The 20504-nt window shown below is 61.9% G+C and carries 17 protein-coding genes; 4 read left to right on the forward strand and 13 right to left on the reverse strand.

All coding sequences use genetic code 11. The features are described 5' to 3' along the window. Window positions 1–19: 19 nt before the first annotated feature. The 8 genes from cysG to ampC form a co-directional block, all read right to left on the reverse strand. Window positions 20–1471 carry a siroheme synthase CysG gene (cysG, locus tag NA8A_RS07730; RefSeq protein WP_009756356.1) on the reverse strand — a complete coding sequence of 484 codons (1452 nt, stop codon included), beginning with the start codon at window positions 1469–1471 and terminating at the stop codon, window positions 20–22. Further along, entirely contained in the window at window positions 1443–4109 is a 2667-nt protein-coding gene (locus tag NA8A_RS07735) for a nitrate reductase (RefSeq protein WP_009756357.1), read from the reverse strand. Before NA8A_RS07735 ends, cysG begins: the two co-directional genes overlap by 29 nt. Then, the gene (gene nirD, locus NA8A_RS07740; RefSeq protein ID WP_009756358.1) at window positions 4102–4470 is read right to left on the reverse strand and encodes a nitrite reductase small subunit NirD; all 369 of its coding nucleotides are present in this window, start codon (window positions 4468–4470) and stop codon (window positions 4102–4104) included. Before nirD ends, NA8A_RS07735 begins: the two co-directional genes overlap by 8 nt. Further along, window positions 4467–6911, reverse strand: a complete 2445-nt coding sequence (nirB, locus tag NA8A_RS07745) for a nitrite reductase large subunit NirB (protein ID WP_009756359.1) — start codon at window positions 6909–6911, stop codon at window positions 4467–4469. The genes nirD and nirB overlap by 4 nt, the downstream gene beginning before the upstream one ends. A gap of 31 nt (window positions 6912–6942) precedes the next feature. Beyond that, complete coding sequence (locus tag NA8A_RS07750) at window positions 6943–8220, reverse strand: MFS transporter (protein ID WP_009756360.1); 1278 nt, start codon at window positions 8218–8220, stop codon at window positions 6943–6945. A 383-nt stretch (window positions 8221–8603) separates the two neighbouring features. After that, a complete protein-coding gene (locus NA8A_RS07755) occupies window positions 8604–9833 on the reverse strand; it encodes a CmpA/NrtA family ABC transporter substrate-binding protein (RefSeq protein ID WP_009756361.1) in 1230 nt (409 codons plus the stop codon). A gap of 4 nt (window positions 9834–9837) precedes the next feature. Further along, the gene (locus NA8A_RS07760; RefSeq protein WP_009756362.1) at window positions 9838–10431 is read right to left on the reverse strand and encodes an ANTAR domain-containing response regulator; all 594 of its coding nucleotides are present in this window, start codon (window positions 10429–10431) and stop codon (window positions 9838–9840) included. Between the two features lie 126 nt (window positions 10432–10557). Further along, window positions 10558–11748 carry a class C beta-lactamase gene (gene ampC / locus NA8A_RS07765; RefSeq protein ID WP_040672033.1) on the reverse strand — a complete coding sequence of 397 codons (1191 nt, stop codon included), beginning with the start codon at window positions 11746–11748 and terminating at the stop codon, window positions 10558–10560. A gap of 130 nt (window positions 11749–11878) precedes the next feature. On the opposite strand from ampC, the gene NA8A_RS07770 reads away from it, so the two are divergent. From NA8A_RS07770 to NA8A_RS07785, 4 genes are all read left to right on the forward strand, one after another. Continuing rightward, window positions 11879–12781 (forward strand): LysR family transcriptional regulator, encoded by a 903-nt coding sequence (locus NA8A_RS07770; RefSeq protein ID WP_009756364.1) that lies wholly within the window; start codon window positions 11879–11881, stop codon window positions 12779–12781. A gap of 205 nt (window positions 12782–12986) precedes the next feature. Beyond that, window positions 12987–13307, forward strand: coding sequence for an ArsR/SmtB family transcription factor (locus NA8A_RS07775; RefSeq protein WP_009756365.1), 321 nt, complete (start codon window positions 12987–12989; stop codon window positions 13305–13307). Continuing rightward, a complete protein-coding gene (locus NA8A_RS07780; protein ID WP_009756366.1) occupies window positions 13304–13741 on the forward strand; it encodes an SRPBCC family protein in 438 nt (145 codons plus the stop codon). The genes NA8A_RS07775 and NA8A_RS07780 overlap by 4 nt, the downstream gene beginning before the upstream one ends. Before the next feature lie 74 nt (window positions 13742–13815). Beyond that, window positions 13816–14034, forward strand: a complete 219-nt coding sequence (locus NA8A_RS07785) for a hypothetical protein (RefSeq protein WP_040672111.1) — start codon at window positions 13816–13818, stop codon at window positions 14032–14034. Window positions 14035–14170: 136 nt separating this feature from the next. On the opposite strand, the gene NA8A_RS07790 is transcribed toward NA8A_RS07785, so the two are convergent. From NA8A_RS07790 to kdpA, 5 genes are read right to left on the reverse strand one after another with little or no spacing between them, the layout of a single operon-like run. Then, window positions 14171–14623: a PTS sugar transporter subunit IIA gene (locus tag NA8A_RS07790; protein ID WP_009756368.1), complete on the reverse strand. Its 453-nt coding sequence runs from the start codon at window positions 14621–14623 to the stop codon at window positions 14171–14173. 59 nt (window positions 14624–14682) lie between these two features. After that, on the reverse strand, window positions 14683–15375 hold the full coding sequence (locus NA8A_RS07795; protein ID WP_009756369.1) for a response regulator transcription factor: 693 nt from the start codon (window positions 15373–15375) through the stop codon (window positions 14683–14685). Then, a complete protein-coding gene (locus NA8A_RS07800) occupies window positions 15375–18077 on the reverse strand; it encodes a sensor histidine kinase (protein ID WP_009756370.1) in 2703 nt (900 codons plus the stop codon). The genes NA8A_RS07795 and NA8A_RS07800 overlap by 1 nt, the downstream gene beginning before the upstream one ends. A gap of 51 nt (window positions 18078–18128) precedes the next feature. Beyond that, window positions 18129–18680 (reverse strand): potassium-transporting ATPase subunit C, encoded by a 552-nt coding sequence (locus NA8A_RS07805; RefSeq protein WP_009756371.1) that lies wholly within the window; start codon window positions 18678–18680, stop codon window positions 18129–18131. A 16-nt stretch (window positions 18681–18696) separates the two neighbouring features. Continuing rightward, window positions 18697–20379, reverse strand: coding sequence for a potassium-transporting ATPase subunit KdpA (kdpA, locus tag NA8A_RS07810; protein ID WP_009756372.1), 1683 nt, complete (start codon window positions 20377–20379; stop codon window positions 18697–18699). Window positions 20380–20504 lie beyond the last annotated feature (125 nt).

Here is a 20504-nt window from a genome sequence, read left to right on the forward strand (position 1 = left end):
ATCCTCACCGTCACCAGCTCTACGCCGCGTTTGCCATGCCAGTGATCGCTCGTTCGCGGAAAACCCGGCCGATGCCGATCAGGACTGGGCTGCCACCAACGGGGACAAGATCTTCCGAGGCGAGCCGGGCGAGATCGATGGTTATCAGCGACTGCTCCGGGCGGCCGACGGCGAAGGCGATCGCCACTGGCGTCTCGGGAACAAGCCCGAAATCGATCAAGCGTTTGGCAATCTCTCCTCCTGTCCTCCCGCCCATGTAGAAGATCGTCGTGGCGGAAGGATCGGCCAATGCACGCCAGTCCAGATCACCGGGCAGCCCGCCATGGCGTGAATGGCCGGTGACAAAACGCACGGATCTGGCGCGGTCGCGATGGGTCAGGGATGTGCCAAGGGCAGCAGCCATGGCACTCGCAGCCGTGATGCCGGGCACGACGTCGATCGCGATCCCATGCGCCTGCAACTCGGCGATCTCCTCTCCGGCGCGGCCAAAGATCATGGGGTCTCCCGACTTCAGCCTCACTACGCGCTTACCTTCCCGGGCGAGCTTGAGCATCAGGGCATTGATGTCATCCTGCCGACAGCTCGCCCGTCCGCCACGCTTGCCGACAAGAATGCGCTTCGCCTCCCGGCGCGCGAGTTCCAGAACATCGTCCGAAACGAGATCGTCGAACAGGATCACATCCGCCGCCTGCAGCGCGCGCACGGCCTTGAGCGTGAGGAACTCGGCATCGCCGGGCCCCGCCCCCACGAGGACGACCGTGCCGACCGAAGCCTGTCCGGCACCGGCAATTTGCTCGACTTCACGGGCAACCCCTTCGATGTCGTGTTCCGTGGGGGCCGCACGGAAGGCACGGTCGACGAAGGCTTCCCAGAAGGCACGGCGCGGCGTCCCGGGTGCGAGCCTCTGCATCACCGTGGCGCGCACGCCTGCGGCAAGCTCCGCCCAAGCGCTGAGAAAAGGCGGAAGCAGCGTCTCGATGCGCCGCCGTATCGCCTGTCCCAGAACCGGTGCCGCCCCCGCCGTGGAGACGCCGACGACCACGGGCGAGCGGTTGACGATAGCGCCGAACTGGAACTGGCAGAAACGCGGCCGGTCGATCACATTGGCCGGCACTCCCGCGGATTGCGCTGCGTCAAGAAAGCTGGCGGCTTCACCATCATCCTCGGCATCGCAAATCGCAATGGCCGCATCGAGGAGGTCATCCCTCTCCCAGGGCCGACGGTGAAGGATGAAGGACCCGGCGGAAGCACCTTCTCGCAGAAGATGCTCGAACGTATCGCAAAAGGTCTCCGCATGGACATGCACCACCGCGCCACTTGCCGCCAGAAGCTCTGCCTTCCACGCGGCCGCTGCCGTGCCGCCCACTACGACTGCCCGTTTTCCCGAAAGATCGAAGAAGACCGGAAGGACTGCGAGCGGCGCCATGCGCGTCGGAGACTGCTCACTCGGCTGCCTGGAGGCGATGTGCATCGATAATCTCCTTGATTTCTGCGCGGCAGGAGCCGCAATTCGTTCCGGCCGACAGTGACCTGCCGACAGCCTCAACCGTGGTGCAGCCTGTTCGCACGGCTGCGGCGATCTGATTGATGCCGATCCCGAAGCACGAGCAGACCGTGGCGCCTGCATCCGGGCGGGCTGTCTTGCCCCTCCCCGCGACCACGAGGAAGCGCGAACGCGGGTCCGCATGGCTTTCTGAGAACTGTCCGGTCACCCATTCCCGGGCGACGGCGACGGGGGTCCGGGAAAGATAGAGAGCGCCAAGAAGCCTCGTGTCTTCGAAGGCGGCCATGCGATGGTCGCCCCGCCGGGCGTCGCGATAAGCAAGGATCTCGGCGCCATCGTCGTTTCGGCCCAGTTCCAAGAGGCGGCGGAAAAAGGTTTCATGCTCCGGCATCTCTTCCCTGACAGCTAACTCGATCCGCCAGCCGCCATCGGCACGCGCCAGCGCCCAATAGTCCAGGCCTTCTGTGTTCGGTCGCCGCGCACAGATGGCGAAACCGTAGCAACCCGCCTCAAACCGTTCGAGGCGTATGGGGACATTCTTGGAAGCCGGCTGCCCCGAAAGCGGGTCCGTCACCGGAGCAACCAGCGCACACACGCGAGCGAGCGCTGCGAACTCAGCAGTCCAGTGCATCGGCACGAAGACCGAACCAGGCCTTTGCCTTGCCGTGACGAGCGCCCGCACCACCGCGGCGCCATGCCGGCTCTCGACGCGAACCAGGTCGGCGTCGTCGATAGACAGCCGGGCGGCATCCTCCGGATGAATCTCGGCGAAGGGCTCGGCCATATGCGCCGAAAGGCGCGGGCTCTTTCCGGTGCGTGTCATCGTATGCCAGTGATCGCGCACACGACCCGTGTTGAGGGTCAGTGGATACGCCTCGTCGGCCATGGCGGCACCGGACGGACGGAGCGCCACGAAACGCGCCCTGCCATCAGCAGTGAAGAACCCTCCGTTCGTAAAGAAGCGCTTCTGTGCCGGCTGCGCTCCCCGTCCCTGGGGCCATTGGAAGGGTCGCAGATCCCGATAGTCCGCGTCGGGCACATCCTGATAGGCTCCGATGTCGAAATCGCGCTTACCATCGTTCTCGAAAGCAGAAAGTGCGGCGTGTTCCCGGAAAATGTCGGCCGCGGTGCCGTAGGCAAAAGCCTCACCAAATCCCATTCGTCGGGCCACTTCCGCTAGCTGCCACCAGTCCGCACGCGCCTCGTCGGGAGCCGGCAGGAAGGCGCGCTGTCGCGAGATACGCCGTTCGGAATTGGTAACCGTGCCATCCTTTTCACCCCAGCCCGTGGACGGCAGTTTCACGTCGGCATGGCGGATCGTGTCGGTCTTGGCGACCACATCCGAAACCACAACGAAGGGACAGTCCCGCAATGCCTGCGCCACCGCATCGGCATCCGGAAGACTGTCTACGGGATTGGTCGCCATGATCCAGATGGCCTTGATCCGGCCGTCGGCGACGGCGTTAAACATCTCCACGGCCTTGAGGCCGGGCTTGTCCGCCATACGCGGCGCGTTCCAGAAACGTTGGACGAGGGCCCGGTGCCCGGGATCTTCGAGCGCCATGTGCGCAGCCAGCATGTTGGCAAGCCCGCCCACTTCCCGCCCACCCATGGCATTGGGCTGCCCGGTAACCGAGAACGGGCCCATGCCCGGCTGCCCCAGGCGTCCCGTAGCCAAATGGCAATTGATGATCGCGTTGACCTTGTCGGTCCCGCGCACGGACTGGTTGACGCCCTGGCTATAGACCGTGACGACTTTTTCCGTGGCGGCGAAGAGACGATAGAACGTCTTCATATCTTCTCGGGCAAGCCCCGTTTCTGCTGCGACCCGCGCTCCGTCGAAACACGCAGCGGCCGCAAGCGCCTCGTCGAAGCCGCTCGTATGCGTGTTGATGTAGTCTCCATCGGTCGCGTCCGCCTCAAAGAGGTGACGAAGCAGGCCGCTGAAGAGCGCCGTATCGCCATCCGGTGCGATCGCGAGATGCAGATCTGCGATACCGGCGGTCGCCGTGCGGCGGGGATCGATCAGAACGACCTTCATCGAAGGCCGCTTCTCCCGGGCAGCGGCAAGCCGCTGATACAGGACCGGATGGCACCAGGCGAGGTTGGAGCCCGCCAACACGACGAGATCGGCAAGCTCCAGGTCTTCATAGGTGCCAGGCACAGTATCGGAGCCGAACGCCCGTTTGTGGCCGGCGACCGACGAGGCCATGCACAGGCGCGAATTGGTGTCGATATTGGCGGCGCCGATAAAACCCTTCATCAGCTTGTTGGCGACGTAATAGTCCTCGGTGAGGATCTGCCCGGAAACGTAGAAGGCGACCGATTCCGGACCGTACCGGTCGATGGTCTCGCGAAAACGGTCGGCCACCGTGCCAAGTGCATCGTCCCATGAGACCCGCCGCCCGCCGATCTCGGGATGAAGCAGTCTGTCGTCGAGCGCCAGCGTTTCGCCCAGCGCGGATCCCTTGGAGCATAGCCGGCCGAAATTCGCGGGATGATCGGGATCGCCGGCGATCGCCACCGAGCCATCCGGCTGCGGCGCCGCCAGGACTCCGCAGCCGACACCGCAATAGGCGCAGGTCGTGCGAATGGTCTCAGCCATGGTCGCAGCTTTCCGCAATCGCCGATGCGGAGCCACAGGGCAGCGCCAGAAGGATCCGCTGGCCTTCCAACCGCACCGCAAACGTCGCCGTGCCACCCTCGTCCGCGCCCTGCGCCCTGCCCGTTTCCAGCGAGATGACCCAATTGTGCAAGGGGCAGGTGACACAGCCGTCGTGAACGATGCCCTGGCTGAGCGGCCCTGCCCTGTGGGGACACTTGTCCTCCAGGGCAAACACCCGGTCATCGGTCGTGCGGAACACCGCGATGGTCATGTCCCCGTTCCTGACGCAGCGTGCGCCGCGCTGCGGAATGTCGTGCAGCGTGCCGATCGGCACCCATTCCTGTCCGGTCATCCTCATCATTCGGCCGCCTCCAGGGACAGCGTCGCCATCGACCTGAACTCGTGCTTGTCCTTGCCGGAGGCACGCTCCGACCAGGGATCGACCTGGGCGAATTTCTGGGAGAAGACGAAGCGGTCGAAATAGGCCTTGCGCCTGTCCGCATCATCCATGATCTGGCGGCGCACCTCGTCGTAACCGATGCGCTTGGCCCACTTGTAGATGCGCTCCAGATAATGGCCCTGCTCGCGATACATCTGGACAAGCGCAACGATATGCTCCAGCGCCTCGTCCTCGCTCCTTACGAGGCCGAGCTTCTCGGTGCCCTTGATGTCCAGGCCGGCCGCCCCGGCAAAGTGGATCTCGAAGCCGGACTCCACGCAGATGACACCAACATCCTTGCAGGTGGCTTCAGCGCAATTGCGCGGGCATCCCGAGACCGCCATCTTCACCTTGGCCGGTGTCCAGGATCCCCACATGAATTTCTCGATGCGAATGCCGAGGCCCGTCGAATCCTGCGTGCCGAAGCGGCACCAATCGGAACCGACACAGGTCTTCACGGTGCGCAGACCCTTTGCATAGGCATGTCCGGAGACGAAGCCCGCCTTGCTTAGCTCGGCCCAGACCGCAGGCAGGTCCTGCTTGCGGATGCCCAGCATGTCGATCCTTTGTCCTCCGGTGACCTTCACCGCCGGAATGTCGAACTTGTCGACCACATCGGCGATCGCCCGCAACTCGGCGGACGACGTCACCCCGCCCCACATACGCGGTACCACCGAATAGGTACCGTCCTTCTGGATGTTGGCGTGCACACGTTCATTGATGAAGCGCGACTGGTAGTCGTCGGCGTATTCATCGGGCCAATCACTGACGAGATAGTAATTGAGTGCCGGGCGGCATTTGGCACAGCCGCACGAGGTCTTCCACTCCAGTTCCTGCATGACAGCGGGTATGCTCTTCAGTCTCTTCGCCCTGATGAGCCGGCGAACGTCGTCATGCCCGAGATCCGTGCAACCGCAAACCGGCGTGACGGCGGCCGGATTGTAGGTGTCACCGAGCGTCAGGGAGAGAAGCTGTTCCACAAGCCCCGTGCAGGTTCCGCAGGAGGCGGACGCCTTGGTGTGGGCGCGGACATCGTCCAGCGAGGCCAGTCCCTTCCCGGCGATCGCGCCGATAATCGTGCCCTTGCATACGCCGTTGCAGCCGCAGATTTCCGCATCATCCGGCAAGGCTGCAACGGCCGCCATAGGGTCCAGTTGGGCCCCTCCCTGAAACGCTTGGCCGAAGATCAGCGTTTCACGCATATCGGAAACGTCCGTGCCCTTCTTGAGCATGTCGAAGAACCAGCCGCCATCCGACGTCTCGCCATAGAGCACCGCGCCCATGATGCGGTTGTCCTTCAAGACGAGGCGCTTGTAGACACCTGCACTCGCATCGCGCAGGACGATCTCTTCCCGATCATCGGCCTCCGCGAAGTCGCCCGCGGAATAGAGGCTGACACCGGTCACCTTGAGCTGGGTAGCGGTCTCAACCGGCCGAAAGGCCGCGTCCTCTCTGACAAGCGCCCTGGCCGCGACCTTCGCCATGTCGTAGAGCGGCGCGACAAGGCCGTAGCAGATGCTCTCATGCTCCACGCATTCGCCAATAGCCAGAATGTCCGGATCCGAGGACGTCATGTGATCGTTGACGACGATACCCCGTTCCACATGCAGGCCGGCATCGGTGGCGATGCGCGTTTCGGGACGGATGCCGACCGCCATGACCACGATATCGGCCGGGTAGATCGTGCCATCGTCCAGAAGCACCGCTTCCACCCGCTCATCGCCGAGGATGGCCTTGGTCTGCGCTTCGGTGTGGATCCTGATGCCCCGGTCTTCAAGCTCTTTCCTGAGCAGATACCCTGCGGCGGGATCGAGCTGCCGCTCCATGAGATGCCCCATGAGATGCAGCACCACCACCTCCATGCCGCGACCGCGCAACGCGGCGGCAGCTTCCAGGCCAAGAAGGCCGCCGCCAATGACCACCGCCCTGGCATTCGGCTTTTCCGCCGCTGCTACCATGGTGTTGACGTCGTCGAGGTCGCGGAACGCCATCACGCCGGGCAGGTCCCTGCCCGCAACGGGAATGATGAAGGGCGCGGAGCCGGTGGCAATCACCAGCTTGTCGTAACGCGCTTCTCCCCTGGCGGTCAGGATGACCTTGCGCTTGCGGTCGATCTTCGTGACCGTTTCGCCGAAGCGGCAGGTCACGCGGTTCGCCGCATACCAGTCCGCATCATGGGTGACGATCTGCTCGAATGTCTTTTCCCCGGCCAGCACGGGCGAGAGCATGATGCGATTGTAGTTTCCACGCGGCTCCGCGCCGAAGAGTGTCACGTCGAAGGCGTTCGGCTCAGCCTCGAACAGATGCTCGAGCATGCGGCCCGAGGCCATTCCAGCGCCAACCACGACAAGTTTCTCAGTCATGATGTTCTTTCCGGTTTGTCAGGATGTGCTTTCAGGCCGGCTGCAAGGCAGCCCGACGTTCCATCCTGCGTATGGCAAGGTGCATCCAGCAGATGGAGACGGCGACGATGACGAAGAGGGCCATGAAACAGCTCGTCCAGAGGCCGGTGACATCGTTCAGATAGCCGAACAGCAACGGCAGGATGAAGCCGCCGAGACCACCGATCATCCCCACCATACCGCCGACCGCACCCACATTGTCGGGGTAGTAGACAGGGATATGCTTGTAGACGGCAGCCTTGCCGAGGCTCATGAAAAAGCCAAGAACAAAGACCAGCGCTATGAAAGCCCACGGACCGACAGCGAATTGGAAACTCTTGGGGCCGTCGATGCCCTGCACGACATAATTGGCTGCCGGCATCGACAGGATGAGCGTGCATGCTGCGGAGACCGCGAAGGTCCAGTACATCACCGTGCGCGCGCCGGCCCTGTCGGAGAGCGCGCCGCCATAGGCACGGAACACCGAGGCGGGCAGCGAATAGGCCGCGCCGATGAGACCTGCGGTCTTGATATCGAAGCCATAGACTCCGATCACATAGCGCGGCAGCCAAAGGGCGAGCGCCACGAAGGCGCCGAAAACGAAGAAATAGTAGAGAGAAAAGCGCCAGACCTGAAGGTTCTTCAGCGGCTCGAATTCGGAGGCGAAGCTGCGGCGCTTGATCTGCCCCGTGCGTTGAGCCCGGGTCACCGGGTCGTCGCTTGTAGTGAACCAGAAAACCAGCGCCATGATCGCAAGGGCGGCCGCCCACACCTGCGCGACGGTCTCCCAACCCCAGGCCACCATCACGAATGGCGCGGTGAACTTCGTCAGCGCCGCACCGACATTTCCGACACCGAAGATGCCGAGCGCCGTGCCTTGCTTTTCAGCGGGGAAGAAACGCGAGACATAGGCCACGCCGACGGCGAAGGAGCCGCCCGCCACACCCACGCCCAGTGCCGCAAGCAGCACCATCGTGTAGCTGTGCGCGAGCGACAGGAGAACGGTCGCGATCGCCGCCGTCAGCATCGTCGCCGTGTAGACGAGACGACCGCCATAGCGATCGGTCCAGATTCCGAGGATCATGCGCACGAGCGACCCTGTCAGGATCGGCGTGCCGACGAGCAGGCCGAACTGGGTTTCGCTCAAACCCAGCTCCTCCTTGAGGCGGATACCAATGATGGAAAAAATCGTCCACACGGCAAAGCAGACCGTGAAGGCGATGGTGGACATGGTGAGCGCGCGACGCGGTGTCGTCTCTTGCGTCGGCGTGGCTGGCTGCAATGCGGTCATTGGCTTTTCCAATCCAACTGCTTGAGCCTCATGAGAGGCATGGCTTTCGATAGAGAAGACACAAAAGAAAAAAGGCTGCCCGACGATCCGTCACGCCCCGCTAAGCGGATGCGAACCGACCGTCTGGCAGCCTTGCCTTGTGCGCCCGTCGTTGGACGCTTTCTTATCTTTGGTGTCCCCTCTGGACCCGCTTACTGCGATGCATCATCCATGCCAGTTTCGCTCCAACCGATCTTTGCTTTTTGATTTTAAAGAGTTAGCAAAAATCAGAAGGAGAAAAGCCCTTCGCATATGCAGCAGAATTCTGACTAATTCTGCGTCGTAATGCACCTAAAATAGGCAAATACTGAGGATGCCTAAATTATAATCCATCCACCAAAAGCCTAGCGGAAAGCAGACCGTTGGCTGGCGATATAGGCGTCGAGATGCACGGGATCGAAGATGGCACCATCGAAAAAGCCGTCCGGGCCGAGGACAAGCTGTCCAGCCGAAACGCCGACTGGGGTTGGCACGGCCAGCGCCCCTTCCACCTTCATGCTGGCGGCGGGCAGCGGCACGCCGAGCGGCTCCAGCGCGGCGCGGTAGATGTCGGGCCGGAACGACCGCCGTGCCGTCTCCGCGTTTTCAGCGCTGTGCGGCACCTGCCCCCAGCGCACCATCTGGGAATAGAACCAGAGCGCGTGGCTCTGCCAGGGGAAGATCGCCGCCTTTTGCGCGGGAACGAAAAAATCGGGAAACCGCCACGTCCCGCCGCCAGTCTCCAGCTCTCCATCGAGCGCCCCGCGCAGCAGCGCGGCGGGCTGGTTGAGATAGGCCGGGGCCGACAGGAGATCGGCCAGTTCCTCGTGGTTGTCGGCTTCGCCGCACCAGACGGAGGCGCGGTGCAGCGCCCGCAGGAGCCGCGCGAGCACCGCACCGTGCTCCCTCGCCCAGTCCGCGCGCACACCCAGCACCTTTTCCGGGCTCGACCGCCAGATCGCCGCCTTCACCGTGGCGATGTGCGCAAGGCCTGCGGCCACCGCCACGCTGTTCCACGGCTCCCCCACACAGAAGCCGTCGATGCGGCCGGCAGCCATCGCATCCGCCGTCAAAGGAGGTGGAACAATGAGTATCTCCACATCGCGCTCGGGATCGATGCCACAGCCAGCGAGCCAATAGCGCAGTTCGAAATTGTGCCCCGAATGGGGATGGACCACGCCGAAGCGAAGCGGGTCTTCGCCTTTTCGGCGCCGGGTCTGGATAACCCCGCGCAGAGCGGCACCTATCACGCCCGGATCGTCGGGCCTTGCCGCTCCCTCTCCGGCCATCGCGGCCCAGAGATTTCTGCTGACGGTGACGGCATTACCGCCAAGGCCGAGCGACATCGGCGCGATCAGATCGAGCCGCATGGGCGTCAAGCCGAGATTGGCCGCGATGGGCATGGGCGCCAGCATATGCGCCATCTCGAAATGCCCCACGGCTATGCGGTCGCGGATATTCGCCCAAGATGTCTCGCGCGCCAGAGTCAGAGCGATGCCCTCTTCCTCGGCAAATCCCCTCTCGCGTGCGGCAACGAGAATGGCGCTGTCGAGGAGCGGCAGGAAGCCGGCCGTGATGGAATCGCTGACGCTCATGTCCTTATCCTCCTCCAAGCAGTTCGGATGCAGTGATCAGGCTCTGCGCGATTTCCGAGATCTTGCGGTTCTGGTTCATCGCCGTGCGCCGCAGAAGCTGGTAAGCCTCGTCCTCCGAAAGCCCCTTGGAGCGCATGAGAATCCCCTTGGCCTTGTCGATGACCTTGCGGGATTCGAGCTCGTTACGGGCGTCCTCCAATTCACGCTCCATGCGCGAGAACGCGTTGAAGCGGCTGATCGCCATGTCGAGGATCGGCTTCACTCTTTCCTGTCTCAGCCCATCCACCACATAAGCCGATACGCCGGCATCCACCGCCGCCTCGATGGCGGCCTGGTCGGACCGGTCAACGAACATCGCGATCGGCCGCTTCACGGCGCGCGAGAGGTTGAACATGTTTTCGAGCATGTCGCGATTGGGATTTTCCAGGTCGATGACGATGACGTCCGGCTGCACTTCACTGACCCGGCGGGCGATGGCGTGGACATCATGAACCAAGGTCACCTGCCCATGACCGGCCTCACGCAGACCCGCTTCGATGATCGAGGCGCGGATCGTGTTCTCGTCAATGACCAGGATCGATAACTGCTTGGGCGTCATGCCGCATTTTTCGCGTATGCGTGCGAATTGTGCAATGCAAGATACGAAGGAAATGACTGTCCGCCTTTGGGTTCCTCGACCAGTCCTGCCGCCGGAAGTCCGACGGCAGGAGAGACGGAGCGAAATTCAGAACGGCAGCGCGCCGGCCCCGATCAGGATTCGGTGGGCGGCTGTAACACGTGCCGGGATCGGATAATTCCTGTTTGCCAGAATGACGACACCGATTTTCTTCGCAGGGATAAAGGCGGCATAGGCGCCGAAGCCATTCGTGGAGCCGGTCTTGTTGATCAGACCCGCTTCGCGCGGGTGCCTTGCGGGAGAGAACCACTCGACCTTGTTTGGCTTGTACGCGATCTCGGCGGAGTTGCCTGCAAGCACCTGCTTCAGGTCGTCCGGATCGTCATAGAGCTCCCACCCCAGCCCTTGGGTCATCGCGCCGACGCGATAATAGCCGGTATGGGTTGCCTTGATCGCGCGCCGCAAGGCCTCGTCCAGCCCCGCGCTGGTCATGTTCAGTTCCACGAAACGCAGGAGATCGGCGGAGCTCGTCTTGACGCCATAGGCCTCCGAATCCAGAACGCCAGGACCGACCCGTATGGGCTTTCCTTCCTTCGAATAGCCGAAGGCATAGTCCTTCATGCGCGCCGTGGGGACCCTGATATAGGTGTCCGGCAGCCCCAGCATGGGAAACAGCTTGGCTTCCATCAGTTCGTCGAACGGCTTGCCCAGACGCTCGGCCGCCAGGAAACCGAACAGGCCGATGCTGGGGTTGGAGTAGCGGCGATGAGTAGCCGGGGCGAAATCGGGACGCCAATTTCTGTAATAACTGGTCATGCCCTGCGCGGTCACATTGTCGGGAAACTGCAGAGGCAGACCTCCCGCCGTGTATGTGCCAAGTTCGAGAAGGCTGATACCGTCAAAGCGGGAGCCACGCAGACCCGGAAGATAATCGCTTGCGGGATCGGACAGGGACAAGGCGCCGACCTCCTGTGCGTAAGAGGCAAGCGTGGCCGTGAAAGTTTTGCTGATCGAGCCGATTTCGAAGATCGTTCTCTCCGAAACGCCCCGCCCGTCATCGCGCGAAGCGACACCGAAATTAAAAAAATAGGGACTGCCCCCAACAGTCACGGCGACGGCAACCCCAGGGATATCGTGCTCGTCCATGATGGGACGGACCACATCCTCGACCACGGCCCTGAGCCTCTCGCGATGTGCCTGGTTCGGCGCGCCGGCATACGCACAGGTGACAAACAAGGCCGCTATCCCCAAAACCGCGGGGATCAATCTGAGACATTTCACGACGAAGCAACTCCTCATACTGGTTTAAAAAAGGCACCCCTACAATTCGCCTGCCCCGCCATCGCGGACATGATCGAAATACGCATCTTGCGCCCCGGCGACAATTGACCATTATTTGGGACTGACATTAGAAAAATTAGGGCTTTGCATGGTTCGTCCCAATCTGCCGCTGAACGCGCTTCGCGCCTTCGAGGCTTCCGCGAGACATCTGAACTTCACCAGGGCAGCGATCGAGCTCTGCGTGACGCAAGCGGCGGTCAGCCATCACGTCAAGGGCCTGGAAGCCAGGCTCAACGTCACGCTTTTCAAGCGGCTGCCGCGCGGGCTTATGCTCACCCATGAGGGGGAGACCCTTCTGCCGGTCCTGCGCCGTGCCTTCGACCACATTGCCGGCACGCTGGAGAAATTCGAGAGCGGGCACTATCGCGAGGTGCTCACGGTGGGAGCCGTGGGAACTTTTGCCGTGGGTTGGCTGATTCCCCGCCTCGCAGAGTTCGAGAGCCGGCACCCCTTCATCGATTTGCGGCTCTCCACCAACAACAATCGGGTGGACATCGCAGCCGAGGGGCTGGATTATGCAGTGCGCTTCGGCTCCGGTGCCTGGCACGGCATAGAGGCGATACCCCTGATTGAGGCGCCGCTTTCTCCCCTGTGCGTCCCGCAGATCGCCGACCGCCTGTCCTCGCCCGCGGATATGGCGAAGTTCACTCTGCTACAATCCTACCGCGCGGATGAGTGGCCGCAATGGTTCACTGCTACAGGCCTGGGCCAGCCCGTGCCCACGGGGAGACGCATCGTTTTCGATTCCTCCCTGGCCATGGTGGAGGCTGCTCTTCAGGGCGTCGGCATTGCGCTCGCTCCGCCCTCCATGTTCTCGCATCTTCTGCGCAGGGAGATCGTCCACCAACCCTTCGACGTCACCGTCTCGTTGGGCAGCTACTGGCTGACCCGCCTTCAGTCACGCGTGGAGACGCCGCCTATGACGGCGTTCCGCGAATGGCTCGTAAGCGCCATCCACCCTGAACAGAACAAGACTTCGCAACTCCCGTGATGGAATGACGGCATGTCCGCCAAGGGCTGTGGCACCCCGCGCGGACCAACAGCACGCCACCCCCGTTAATACTTATTATTATGACAAGGAACGGTCCCGCACGCACGCCGACCCACGGATACCGAATGTCGGCTTGCAGCTCTTGACATATCGATAGCCATCTGGTTATCAATACAATCAATAACCATCGAGCTATAAATCAACCATGGAAAGCCGAGACCAACTTTTCAAGGCACTGTCCGATCCGACCCGGCGTACTCTCTTCGAGCGGCTATGCCGCGAGGGGGAGATGACTGTCGGGGCCCTGACCGCTCAAGCCGGCATTTCCCAGCCGGCCGTCTCCAAGCACCTTGGCGTTCTCAAGCGGGCGGGATTGGTGAGGGATTACCCGGAGGGCCGGCTGACTCGCTATCGCGCTGAACCGCGCAATCTCCTGCCGCTCATCGACTGGACACGGGAAATGGCGAACTTCTGGGAAGACCGGTTCGACGCGCTCGGCGATCTACTCAACAGGATGGACCAATGAACAACATGTCGAATGAGAAGAAAAAAGTTGTCGTGGAGCGGGAGTTTGCCCACGCCCCCGAAAAGATCTGGAGAGCGCTGACCCAGCCACACCTGATCGAGGAATGGCTCATGAAGAACGACTTCCACCCTGCCGTTGGCCACAGCTTCAACCTTTACGGCGAATGGGGAGGTATCCTCGACTGCGAGGTGCTTGCCCTCGATCAGAACAAGTCACTCTCCTACACTTGGAACTTCAAGCATGACGACCCTGTGTTCGATCTGCGCAGCATCGTCGTCTTCACCCTGTCTCCCTCAGGCAAGGGAACACTTCTGCGCATGGAGCAGACGGGCTTCCGTCCAGACCAGAAGCAGGCTTTCGGCGGCGCGCAAGCAGGCTGGAAGCAGTTTTTCGACAAGCTCGAAGCGACCCTGGCCCGTCTGGAACAGGTGTGACGGGAATATCGCAGATGCAGCACAAGAGGGGTGTCAGCGACACGCCGCCCCTTGATGACCTTATGGAGGAACCATTGAGCTGGAATGGACGTATCCGCCAGTTTCACCGCTGGACTGGCATTGTTTTCACGGCGACCGTGATTGCCAATTTCGCCACCATGACACAAGGCACGCCTCCTTCCTGGGTGACATACTCGCCCCTGCCGCCACTGTTTCTCCTGATGTTCTCTGGCCTGTTCATGTTCGGCCAGCACTATGTGAGCGGGAGGCGAACAGCTGTCAGGGAGGGGTAGAAGCAACCCCGGCCAACAGCCTCCCACGGCTTACGCTGCACATGACCCTAGCAGAGCCGGGCCTAACGCATGTCCTTATCCCTAAGCCGGGAACCGCCTATCCGACACGCGGGAGCTCCACGGGGCAGCCCCGCGATCAAGGCTCGCATGTGATCAGGGCCTGGTAGATTATCTCTCGATCAGCGGCGCGTCTGATTGTCGTAGCGGCATCGACCGAACGAAGCTGACGGGCAATGCTTGAGAGAAGTTTCAGATAGTGGCTCTGTTCACCGGACGGAGTCAGGATCAGGCAGACGATATCGACCGGCTCTTCGTCGATGGCGTCGAAATCAATCGGCATTGTCAGGCGGACAAGGAGCACGAACGGCAGGTTTATACCTTCTACCGATGCATGCGGGATCGCGATGCCGGCCCCGATACCGGTCGATCCAAGGTCCTCGCGGCTCTGCACCGCATTCAGAACATCACCCTCGACGAGGCCCAATCTGTCTGCTGCCGTTTCTGCCACGAATTTGAGGAGCTTGAATTTCGAGGGTACTGACACGTCAATGAGTACACCGTTCGGCTGCATGACCTCAGATATTTGCATAGATCTACCTGCTTCCATTCCTTTGCACGTCGCCTTGGGCCACATCCTCCCTTCCGATCTCATTCGGCTTCGCGCAGCCGGTATCCGACCCCCGTCTCTGTTGTGATGTATTGCGGTTCGTCAGGGCTCTGCTCGATCTTCTGGCGGAGCTGGCGCACATAAACACGCAGATACTGGACATCGGTCGAGCCGCCCCAGACCTGATTGAGCAAATGCTGATGCGTGATGACCTTGCCAGCGTGCTGCACGAGAACCCGCAGGATGTCGTACTCCTTGGGCGAAAGCTTCACCTCCTTTTCGGCGACCTTGACGATCCGCTTGACGAGATCGACGGAGAGAGCCCCGGTTTGGAAGATCGGCCGCTCACCCTGCTGCTGCAGCTTGTGGCGCAAGGCCACGCGAATACGGGCAACGAGTTCCTTGGTGCCGAACGGCTTTGTCACATAGTCGTCGGCACCGAGTTCCAGCGCCTTGACGATACCTGCCTCGTCTGTCCGGCTCGACAGGATGATGATCGGCAGCTCAAGCAGATCGTTGCGCCATTTGGCCAGAAGGTCGTGTCCCTGCATGTCAGGCAGGCCGAGATCAAGGAGGATGAGGTCGGGCTGTTCGCCTTCGGCCTTTTGCATGGCTTCCACGGCGTTGGTCGCTTCGACGATCGCGTAGCCCTCGGCTGTCAGGCCGACACGCAGCAACTTTCGGATCGGTGGCTCATCGTCGACAACGAGAATCCTGACGGTCGAATTGGTCATCACATTTCTTCCAGTTTTGGCATGTCGGCCGGAATTGGCATGCGCAAGGTAAAAATGGCACCGCTGCGATCCGTCCTGTTACTCGCCGTGATCGTCCCACCCATCGCTTCAACGAAGCCCTTGCAGATCGACAACCCCAATCCTGTACCGGCAAGGACGAGATCGCGTTTGCGGGCGCGATGGAAGCTGTCAAAGATCTTCTCCAGGTCCGAGGGCGGAATGCCCGGCCCTTCATCGAGCACCTCGATCATCATCCACTGCCCGTCCTCCCATGCCCGAACACGGATCGTGGTGTCGGGAGATGCATATTTCGCAGCGTTGTCGAACAGGTTGAACAGAACCTGCTCGAACAAGACAGGGTCCAGCCTCAGCATCGGCAGATTGGCGGGAATATCGGTGAGCACTTTATGCCGCGACATGATTTTGTGGGCCCGACGCAGCGCGGAACCGACGATATCGCCGAGATATTGCAGCGAGGCGTTGGGTTCCATCGCACCCGTTTCGAGCCGCGACATATCGAGGAGATTGGCGATGAACCGGTTCAGCCGCTCCGCCTCGTCGACAATCGTGGAGAGCATTTCGGCGCGATCCCCATCCGGCATCGCATTCGAATAATCCCGAAGCGTGCCGGCAGCCCCGAGGATGGCAGCGAGTGGCGTCTTCAGGTCGTGCGAGATCGAGGCGAGCAGCGCAGAGCGCAGTTTGTCGGCTTCTGCCGCAAGCCTGGCTTTGTCCACATCGGCGACGAGCTGAATCCGCTCAATGGCAACGGCCGCCTGATCGACCAATGCATCGAGCAGCCTCTGTTGCTCCGGTGTGAGAAGCGGACCGTCCTTGTCGTTGTCGAGGCCGATAACGCCGACGGGGGTTCTGCCCGTTATCAAGGGCAGATAGAGGCGTTTTGCACCCGGAAGCGTGTCGGCTCCGCGCCCGGCTGGATGATTGTGCTCCCAGGCCCAACGCGCTGCCGCAATATCGGCATCGACGAGTGTGTCATCTGGGGGATAACCAGCCCGGACCGCTACGGTCCCGTTTTCTGGGAGCAGAATGACAACGCGCAATTTGAGCATCGCCGCTATCTGGTGCGCTGCGGCCCAAAGCACATCGTCGAGCGTACTGGCTCCCGCCAGCTTCTTGGCAAAACGATAAAGCTCTTCGGTGGCGCGCGCACGCTGCCGGGCCGCCGCTGCCTGACGGTGCACGCGGGCAGCAAGATTGCTCGTGATAAGGGCTGCGCCGATGAAAAAAAGAAACGCGATCACGCTTTCGGGATCGCGGATGGTGAAGGTGTAAAGGGGGTCGAGAAAGAAGAAATTGAAGGCCAGCGCACCCAGCAGGGATGCAAACAGCGCAGGCCAAAGACCCGCCGTCGCCGCCGAGGCAAGCACCGCCATGAGGAAGGCGAGCGCGATGTTGCGCACGTCGAGCGCTCGCGAGAGCAATATGCCGAATGCGAGAGCCACGCCGACATAGCCGACGCTCCACAGATAAGGCCGAATCCGGAACCGGCGCGGTTCTACTCGCACCAGGCCTTTGCGCACCGTGTCCACGCGTTCCTTGCCAGAAATCACGTGAACGCTGATATCGCCGGAATGCCGGATGAGATCGTGGGAGACCGAGCCTTCCAGAAACTCCCGCCAACGCGACTTGCGCGACCTGCCCCCGATGATATGGCTGTAGTTGTTGTCGCCGGCGTAGCGCAAAAGTTCCTTGGCAACGTGGTGGCCTGGTACAGTGATGGCGTCACCACCGAGCTGTTCGGCCAAACGCAAGGCTGCAGCGATGCGATCCTTGGCTTCTTCCGACAGATTGCTCGACCGCGGCTCCTCGATATAGACGGCCGCCCAGGGGCTGCGCAGGCGGTCGGCTTGCCTTTTGGCGTAGCGGACCAATGAAGGCCCTCGCAGGTCGTCATCGATGCAGACCAGCACACGGTCACCCGCGCCCCACGGTCCCTCGATAGCATGCGCCTGCATATGACGCAGAAGCTGCTCGTCGACGCGTTGTGCCGTGCGGCGCAGTGCCAGTTCGCGAAGGGCGGTCAGGTTGCCCGGGGAGAAATAGTTCTCGATCGCTCGCTTGGCGGTCTTGGGGAGATAGACCTTCCCGTCGTGCAGGCGCTTGATGAGATCGTCGGGTGTGATGTCGATGATCTCGACTTCATCGGCCTTGTCGATCACCGAATCGGGTACCGTTTCGCGAACCCGGATGCGTGTAATCTGAGCGACAACATCGTTGAGGCTCTCCACATGCTGGATGTTGAGCGTCGTGTAGACGTCGATGCCCCGGTCGAGAAGCTCGAGAACGTCGAGATAGCGCTTCGGGTGCCGGCTTCCGGGGGCATTCGTGTGCGCCAACTCATCGACCAAGACGAGCTGGGGCTTCCTTTCCACCACCGCGTCGAGGTCCATTTCTTCGAGAACCTGGCCCTTGTACTCGACCTTCGCCCTCGGGATGATCTCGAGTCGGCGGACCAGCGCTTCCGTCTCCATGCGCCCGTGTGTTTCGACGACCCCGATGACGACGTCGTCGCCATCAGACTTGCGGGCGCGCCCCGAGATCAGCATCTCATAGGTTTTGCCGACGCCTGGCGCTGCACCCAGGAATATCTTGAGACGACCCCGCGTCTCCTGTTCCGCCTTTTCAAGCAGGGCATCAGGAGAAGGACGCTTCATCTCGTCTGCATGATCCTGAGGACTCATCATCAACTCCCAGCAATGGAGCGGCAGTCACCGGACTGCCGCTACCCCTTTTTATAACCTGTCGAGCACGAGGTTGAGTTCCAGAACGTTGACGATGCGTTCCTTGGTCAGAAATCCGCCCGGTGAGAAAGCCGCGCGGCGGATCAGGGACTCAAGTCGGGCTTTGTCCATTCCCCGCGCCTCCGCGACCCGAGCAGCCTGATACACCGCCGCCGCTTCCGAGATATGAGGGTCGAGCCCCGCGCCCGAGGCCGCAGCAAGGTCGGCGGGCAGCGGGTTTGCCGGTGTGGCGCCATAACGCTCCACGATCTCTTTGCCGCGGTCGGTGACCTTGCTGCTCGTTGGGGACAAGTTGCTGCCGCCAGCACCAGCGCCGTCATAGTCGACAGCCGAAGGCCGGGGCCAGAAGTATTCCGGCCTCGTAAAGGCCTGCGCCACCTGGCGACTGCCGATGATCGCGCCGTCCTTGCTGGTAATCAGCGAGCCGTTGGCGGTGTCCGGCGAGATCGCCTGAGCCACGGCCCAGACGGCGGTTGCATAGAAGGCGACACAGATCAGCATGGTCGCCGCTGCGATACGAATGCTTGCGAGGAGTGATTGCATGATTCTGGTCTCCGGATCAGTTCATGTAAATGAGATGCTCGGCGATCGGCCCGAGCGTTGCCGCCGGGAAGAAGGTGAGAGCGCCGATGACGACGATGGTGGCAGCGAGCATGGTGGCGAAAACGCCGCCCTCGACGCCGAGCGTGCCGCTCGATTCCGCGCTGCGACGCTTGGCCGACAACGAGCCGACGATGGCAAGCGGCAGGATGATCGGAATGAAGCGGGCGAGCAGCATTACGATACCCGTGGCGAGATTCCACGGCACGGTATTGTCGCCGAGGCCCTCGAAGCCGGATCCATTGTTCGCGGCAGACGAGGTGAACTCGTAGAGGATTTCACTGAAGCCATGCGGCCCGACATTGTTGAGCGTGTCAGCTCCCCAAGGCGTTGCCGCAAAGATCGCCGTGCCGCCGAGGATGAACAACCCGTGGGCGAGCAGCGCGAAAAGCGCGAACTTCACCTCCCGCGCTTCGACGCGCCAGCCCAGATATTCAGGCGTGCGGCCGATCATCATGCCGGCGATAAAGACGCCGACGACGATGTAGAGGAACATGTTGATCATGCCGACGCCGACGCCACCGAAGGTCGAGTTGAGCCACATGCCGATCATCGGCATCAGCCCGCTCATCGGGTTGAGACTGTCATGCATCGAGCCGACTGAACCGTTGGACGTCGAGGTGGTCAGGATTGACCAGAGCGGGCCGCCCGTCGGGCCGAAACGCATCTCCTTGCCCTCGAGATTGCCGACATTCTGTTCGATCGGCAGTTCGGCGAAAGCCTGCGTGGGAGCGCTCTCGAAATAGACGGCTCCCGTAATCTTGACGGCGATGAAGGCCAGCATGACAGCGAAGATGACGCCGGAATGGCGCATGCGCCCGACGATCCGGCCGAACATCCACACGCAGGCCATCGGGATGATGATGATGGCGAACATTTCGAGGATATTGGTCCAGAAGCTGGGGTTCTCCAGCGGATGGGTCGAGTTGGGGCCGAAGAAGCCGCCGCCATTGGTGCCGAGCTGCTTGATCGCCACGAACGCCGCCACCGGGCCCCGCGCGATGGCCTGCTGTACGCCTTCCAGCGTGGTCGCGATGGCCGCGCCATCGAAGGTCATCGGCGTGCCGCCCAGAACCAGCAGAATGGCGACGACGAAGGCGATCGGAAGCAGCACGAGGAAAGAGGCCCGCTGAACGTCGATGAAGAAATTGCCCAGCGGACGACCCGCCAGCCCGCGGGCCAGTGCAGCGAGCGCCGCGATGCCGGTGGCCGCCGATACGAACTGGAGCCACATCAGGCCGGCAAGTTGCGACAGGTAGCTCAGCGATACCTCACCCGAATAATGCTGGAGATTCGTGTTCGAGGTAAATGAGGCGGCCGTATTGAAGATCAGGCTGCCCTCCAGAACTGCTTTGCCGTCGGGGTTGAGCGGCAGATGCTGTTGCAGAGCCAGCAAGCCGTAGGTGACCACGAACATGACCCCATTGAAGGCCAGCATGGCGACCATGTAGTGCTTCCAGTTCTGGTCCTGCGCGGCCAGGGGACCGCCCACGGCCCGCATGGCTCGGGTTTTCCAGCCGGCAATTCCGGACGACGGATCGGCAGGGTCCATCGCCCATTTCATGTAACGGCCGAGCGGCCAGGAGATGAGCGCCGTGCCTCCAACGACGAGGACGACGAAGAGTATGGATTGTATCAGCATCGAATTGTCTCCGAGATCGCTGGAAGGTCAGGCCCGGTCGACGGCGTTGGTCATGACGAGCAGAAGCCCGAAGACGGCAAGGCCGAGAAGCAGACAGAAAATGGTCATGGGATGGGTTCCTTTGA

The sequence above is a fragment of the Nitratireductor indicus C115 genome (assembly GCF_000300515.1).
GTDB classification, from domain to species: Bacteria; Pseudomonadota; Alphaproteobacteria; order Rhizobiales; family Rhizobiaceae; genus Nitratireductor; species Nitratireductor indicus.

Excerpts from the sequence above, each read along its gene's own strand:
- ampC (WP_040672033.1), bottom strand. The coding sequence starts at position 11,748 with ATGAGGAGTTGCTTCGTCGTGAAATGTCTCAGATTGATCCCCGCGGTT.
- NA8A_RS07735 (WP_009756357.1), bottom strand. The coding sequence starts at position 4,109 with ATGGCTGAGACCATTCGCACGACCTGCGCCTATTGCGGTGTCGGCTGC.
- NA8A_RS07795 (WP_009756369.1), bottom strand. The coding sequence starts at position 15,375 with ATGACCAATTCGACCGTCAGGATTCTCGTTGTCGACGATGAGCCACCG.
- NA8A_RS07760 (WP_009756362.1), bottom strand. The coding sequence starts at position 10,431 with ATGACGCCCAAGCAGTTATCGATCCTGGTCATTGACGAGAACACGATC.
- NA8A_RS07805 (WP_009756371.1), bottom strand. The coding sequence starts at position 18,680 with ATGCAATCACTCCTCGCAAGCATTCGTATCGCAGCGGCGACCATGCTG.
- kdpA (WP_009756372.1), bottom strand. The coding sequence starts at position 20,379 with ATGCTGATACAATCCATACTCTTCGTCGTCCTCGTCGTTGGAGGCACG.
- NA8A_RS07750 (WP_009756360.1), bottom strand. The coding sequence starts at position 8,220 with ATGACCGCATTGCAGCCAGCCACGCCGACGCAAGAGACGACACCGCGT.
- NA8A_RS07800 (WP_009756370.1), bottom strand. The coding sequence starts at position 18,077 with ATGAGTCCTCAGGATCATGCAGACGAGATGAAGCGTCCTTCTCCTGAT.
- NA8A_RS07780 (WP_009756366.1), top strand. The coding sequence starts at position 13,304 with ATGAACAACATGTCGAATGAGAAGAAAAAAGTTGTCGTGGAGCGGGAG.
- NA8A_RS07755 (WP_009756361.1), bottom strand. The coding sequence starts at position 9,833 with ATGAGCGTCAGCGATTCCATCACGGCCGGCTTCCTGCCGCTCCTCGAC.
- cysG (WP_009756356.1), bottom strand. The coding sequence starts at position 1,471 with ATGCACATCGCCTCCAGGCAGCCGAGTGAGCAGTCTCCGACGCGCATG.
- nirD (WP_009756358.1), bottom strand. The coding sequence starts at position 4,470 with ATGATGAGGATGACCGGACAGGAATGGGTGCCGATCGGCACGCTGCAC.
- NA8A_RS07770 (WP_009756364.1), top strand. The coding sequence starts at position 11,879 with ATGGTTCGTCCCAATCTGCCGCTGAACGCGCTTCGCGCCTTCGAGGCT.
- NA8A_RS07775 (WP_009756365.1), top strand. The coding sequence starts at position 12,987 with ATGGAAAGCCGAGACCAACTTTTCAAGGCACTGTCCGATCCGACCCGG.
- NA8A_RS07790 (WP_009756368.1), bottom strand. The coding sequence starts at position 14,623 with ATGCAAATATCTGAGGTCATGCAGCCGAACGGTGTACTCATTGACGTG.
- nirB (WP_009756359.1), bottom strand. The coding sequence starts at position 6,911 with ATGACTGAGAAACTTGTCGTGGTTGGCGCTGGAATGGCCTCGGGCCGC.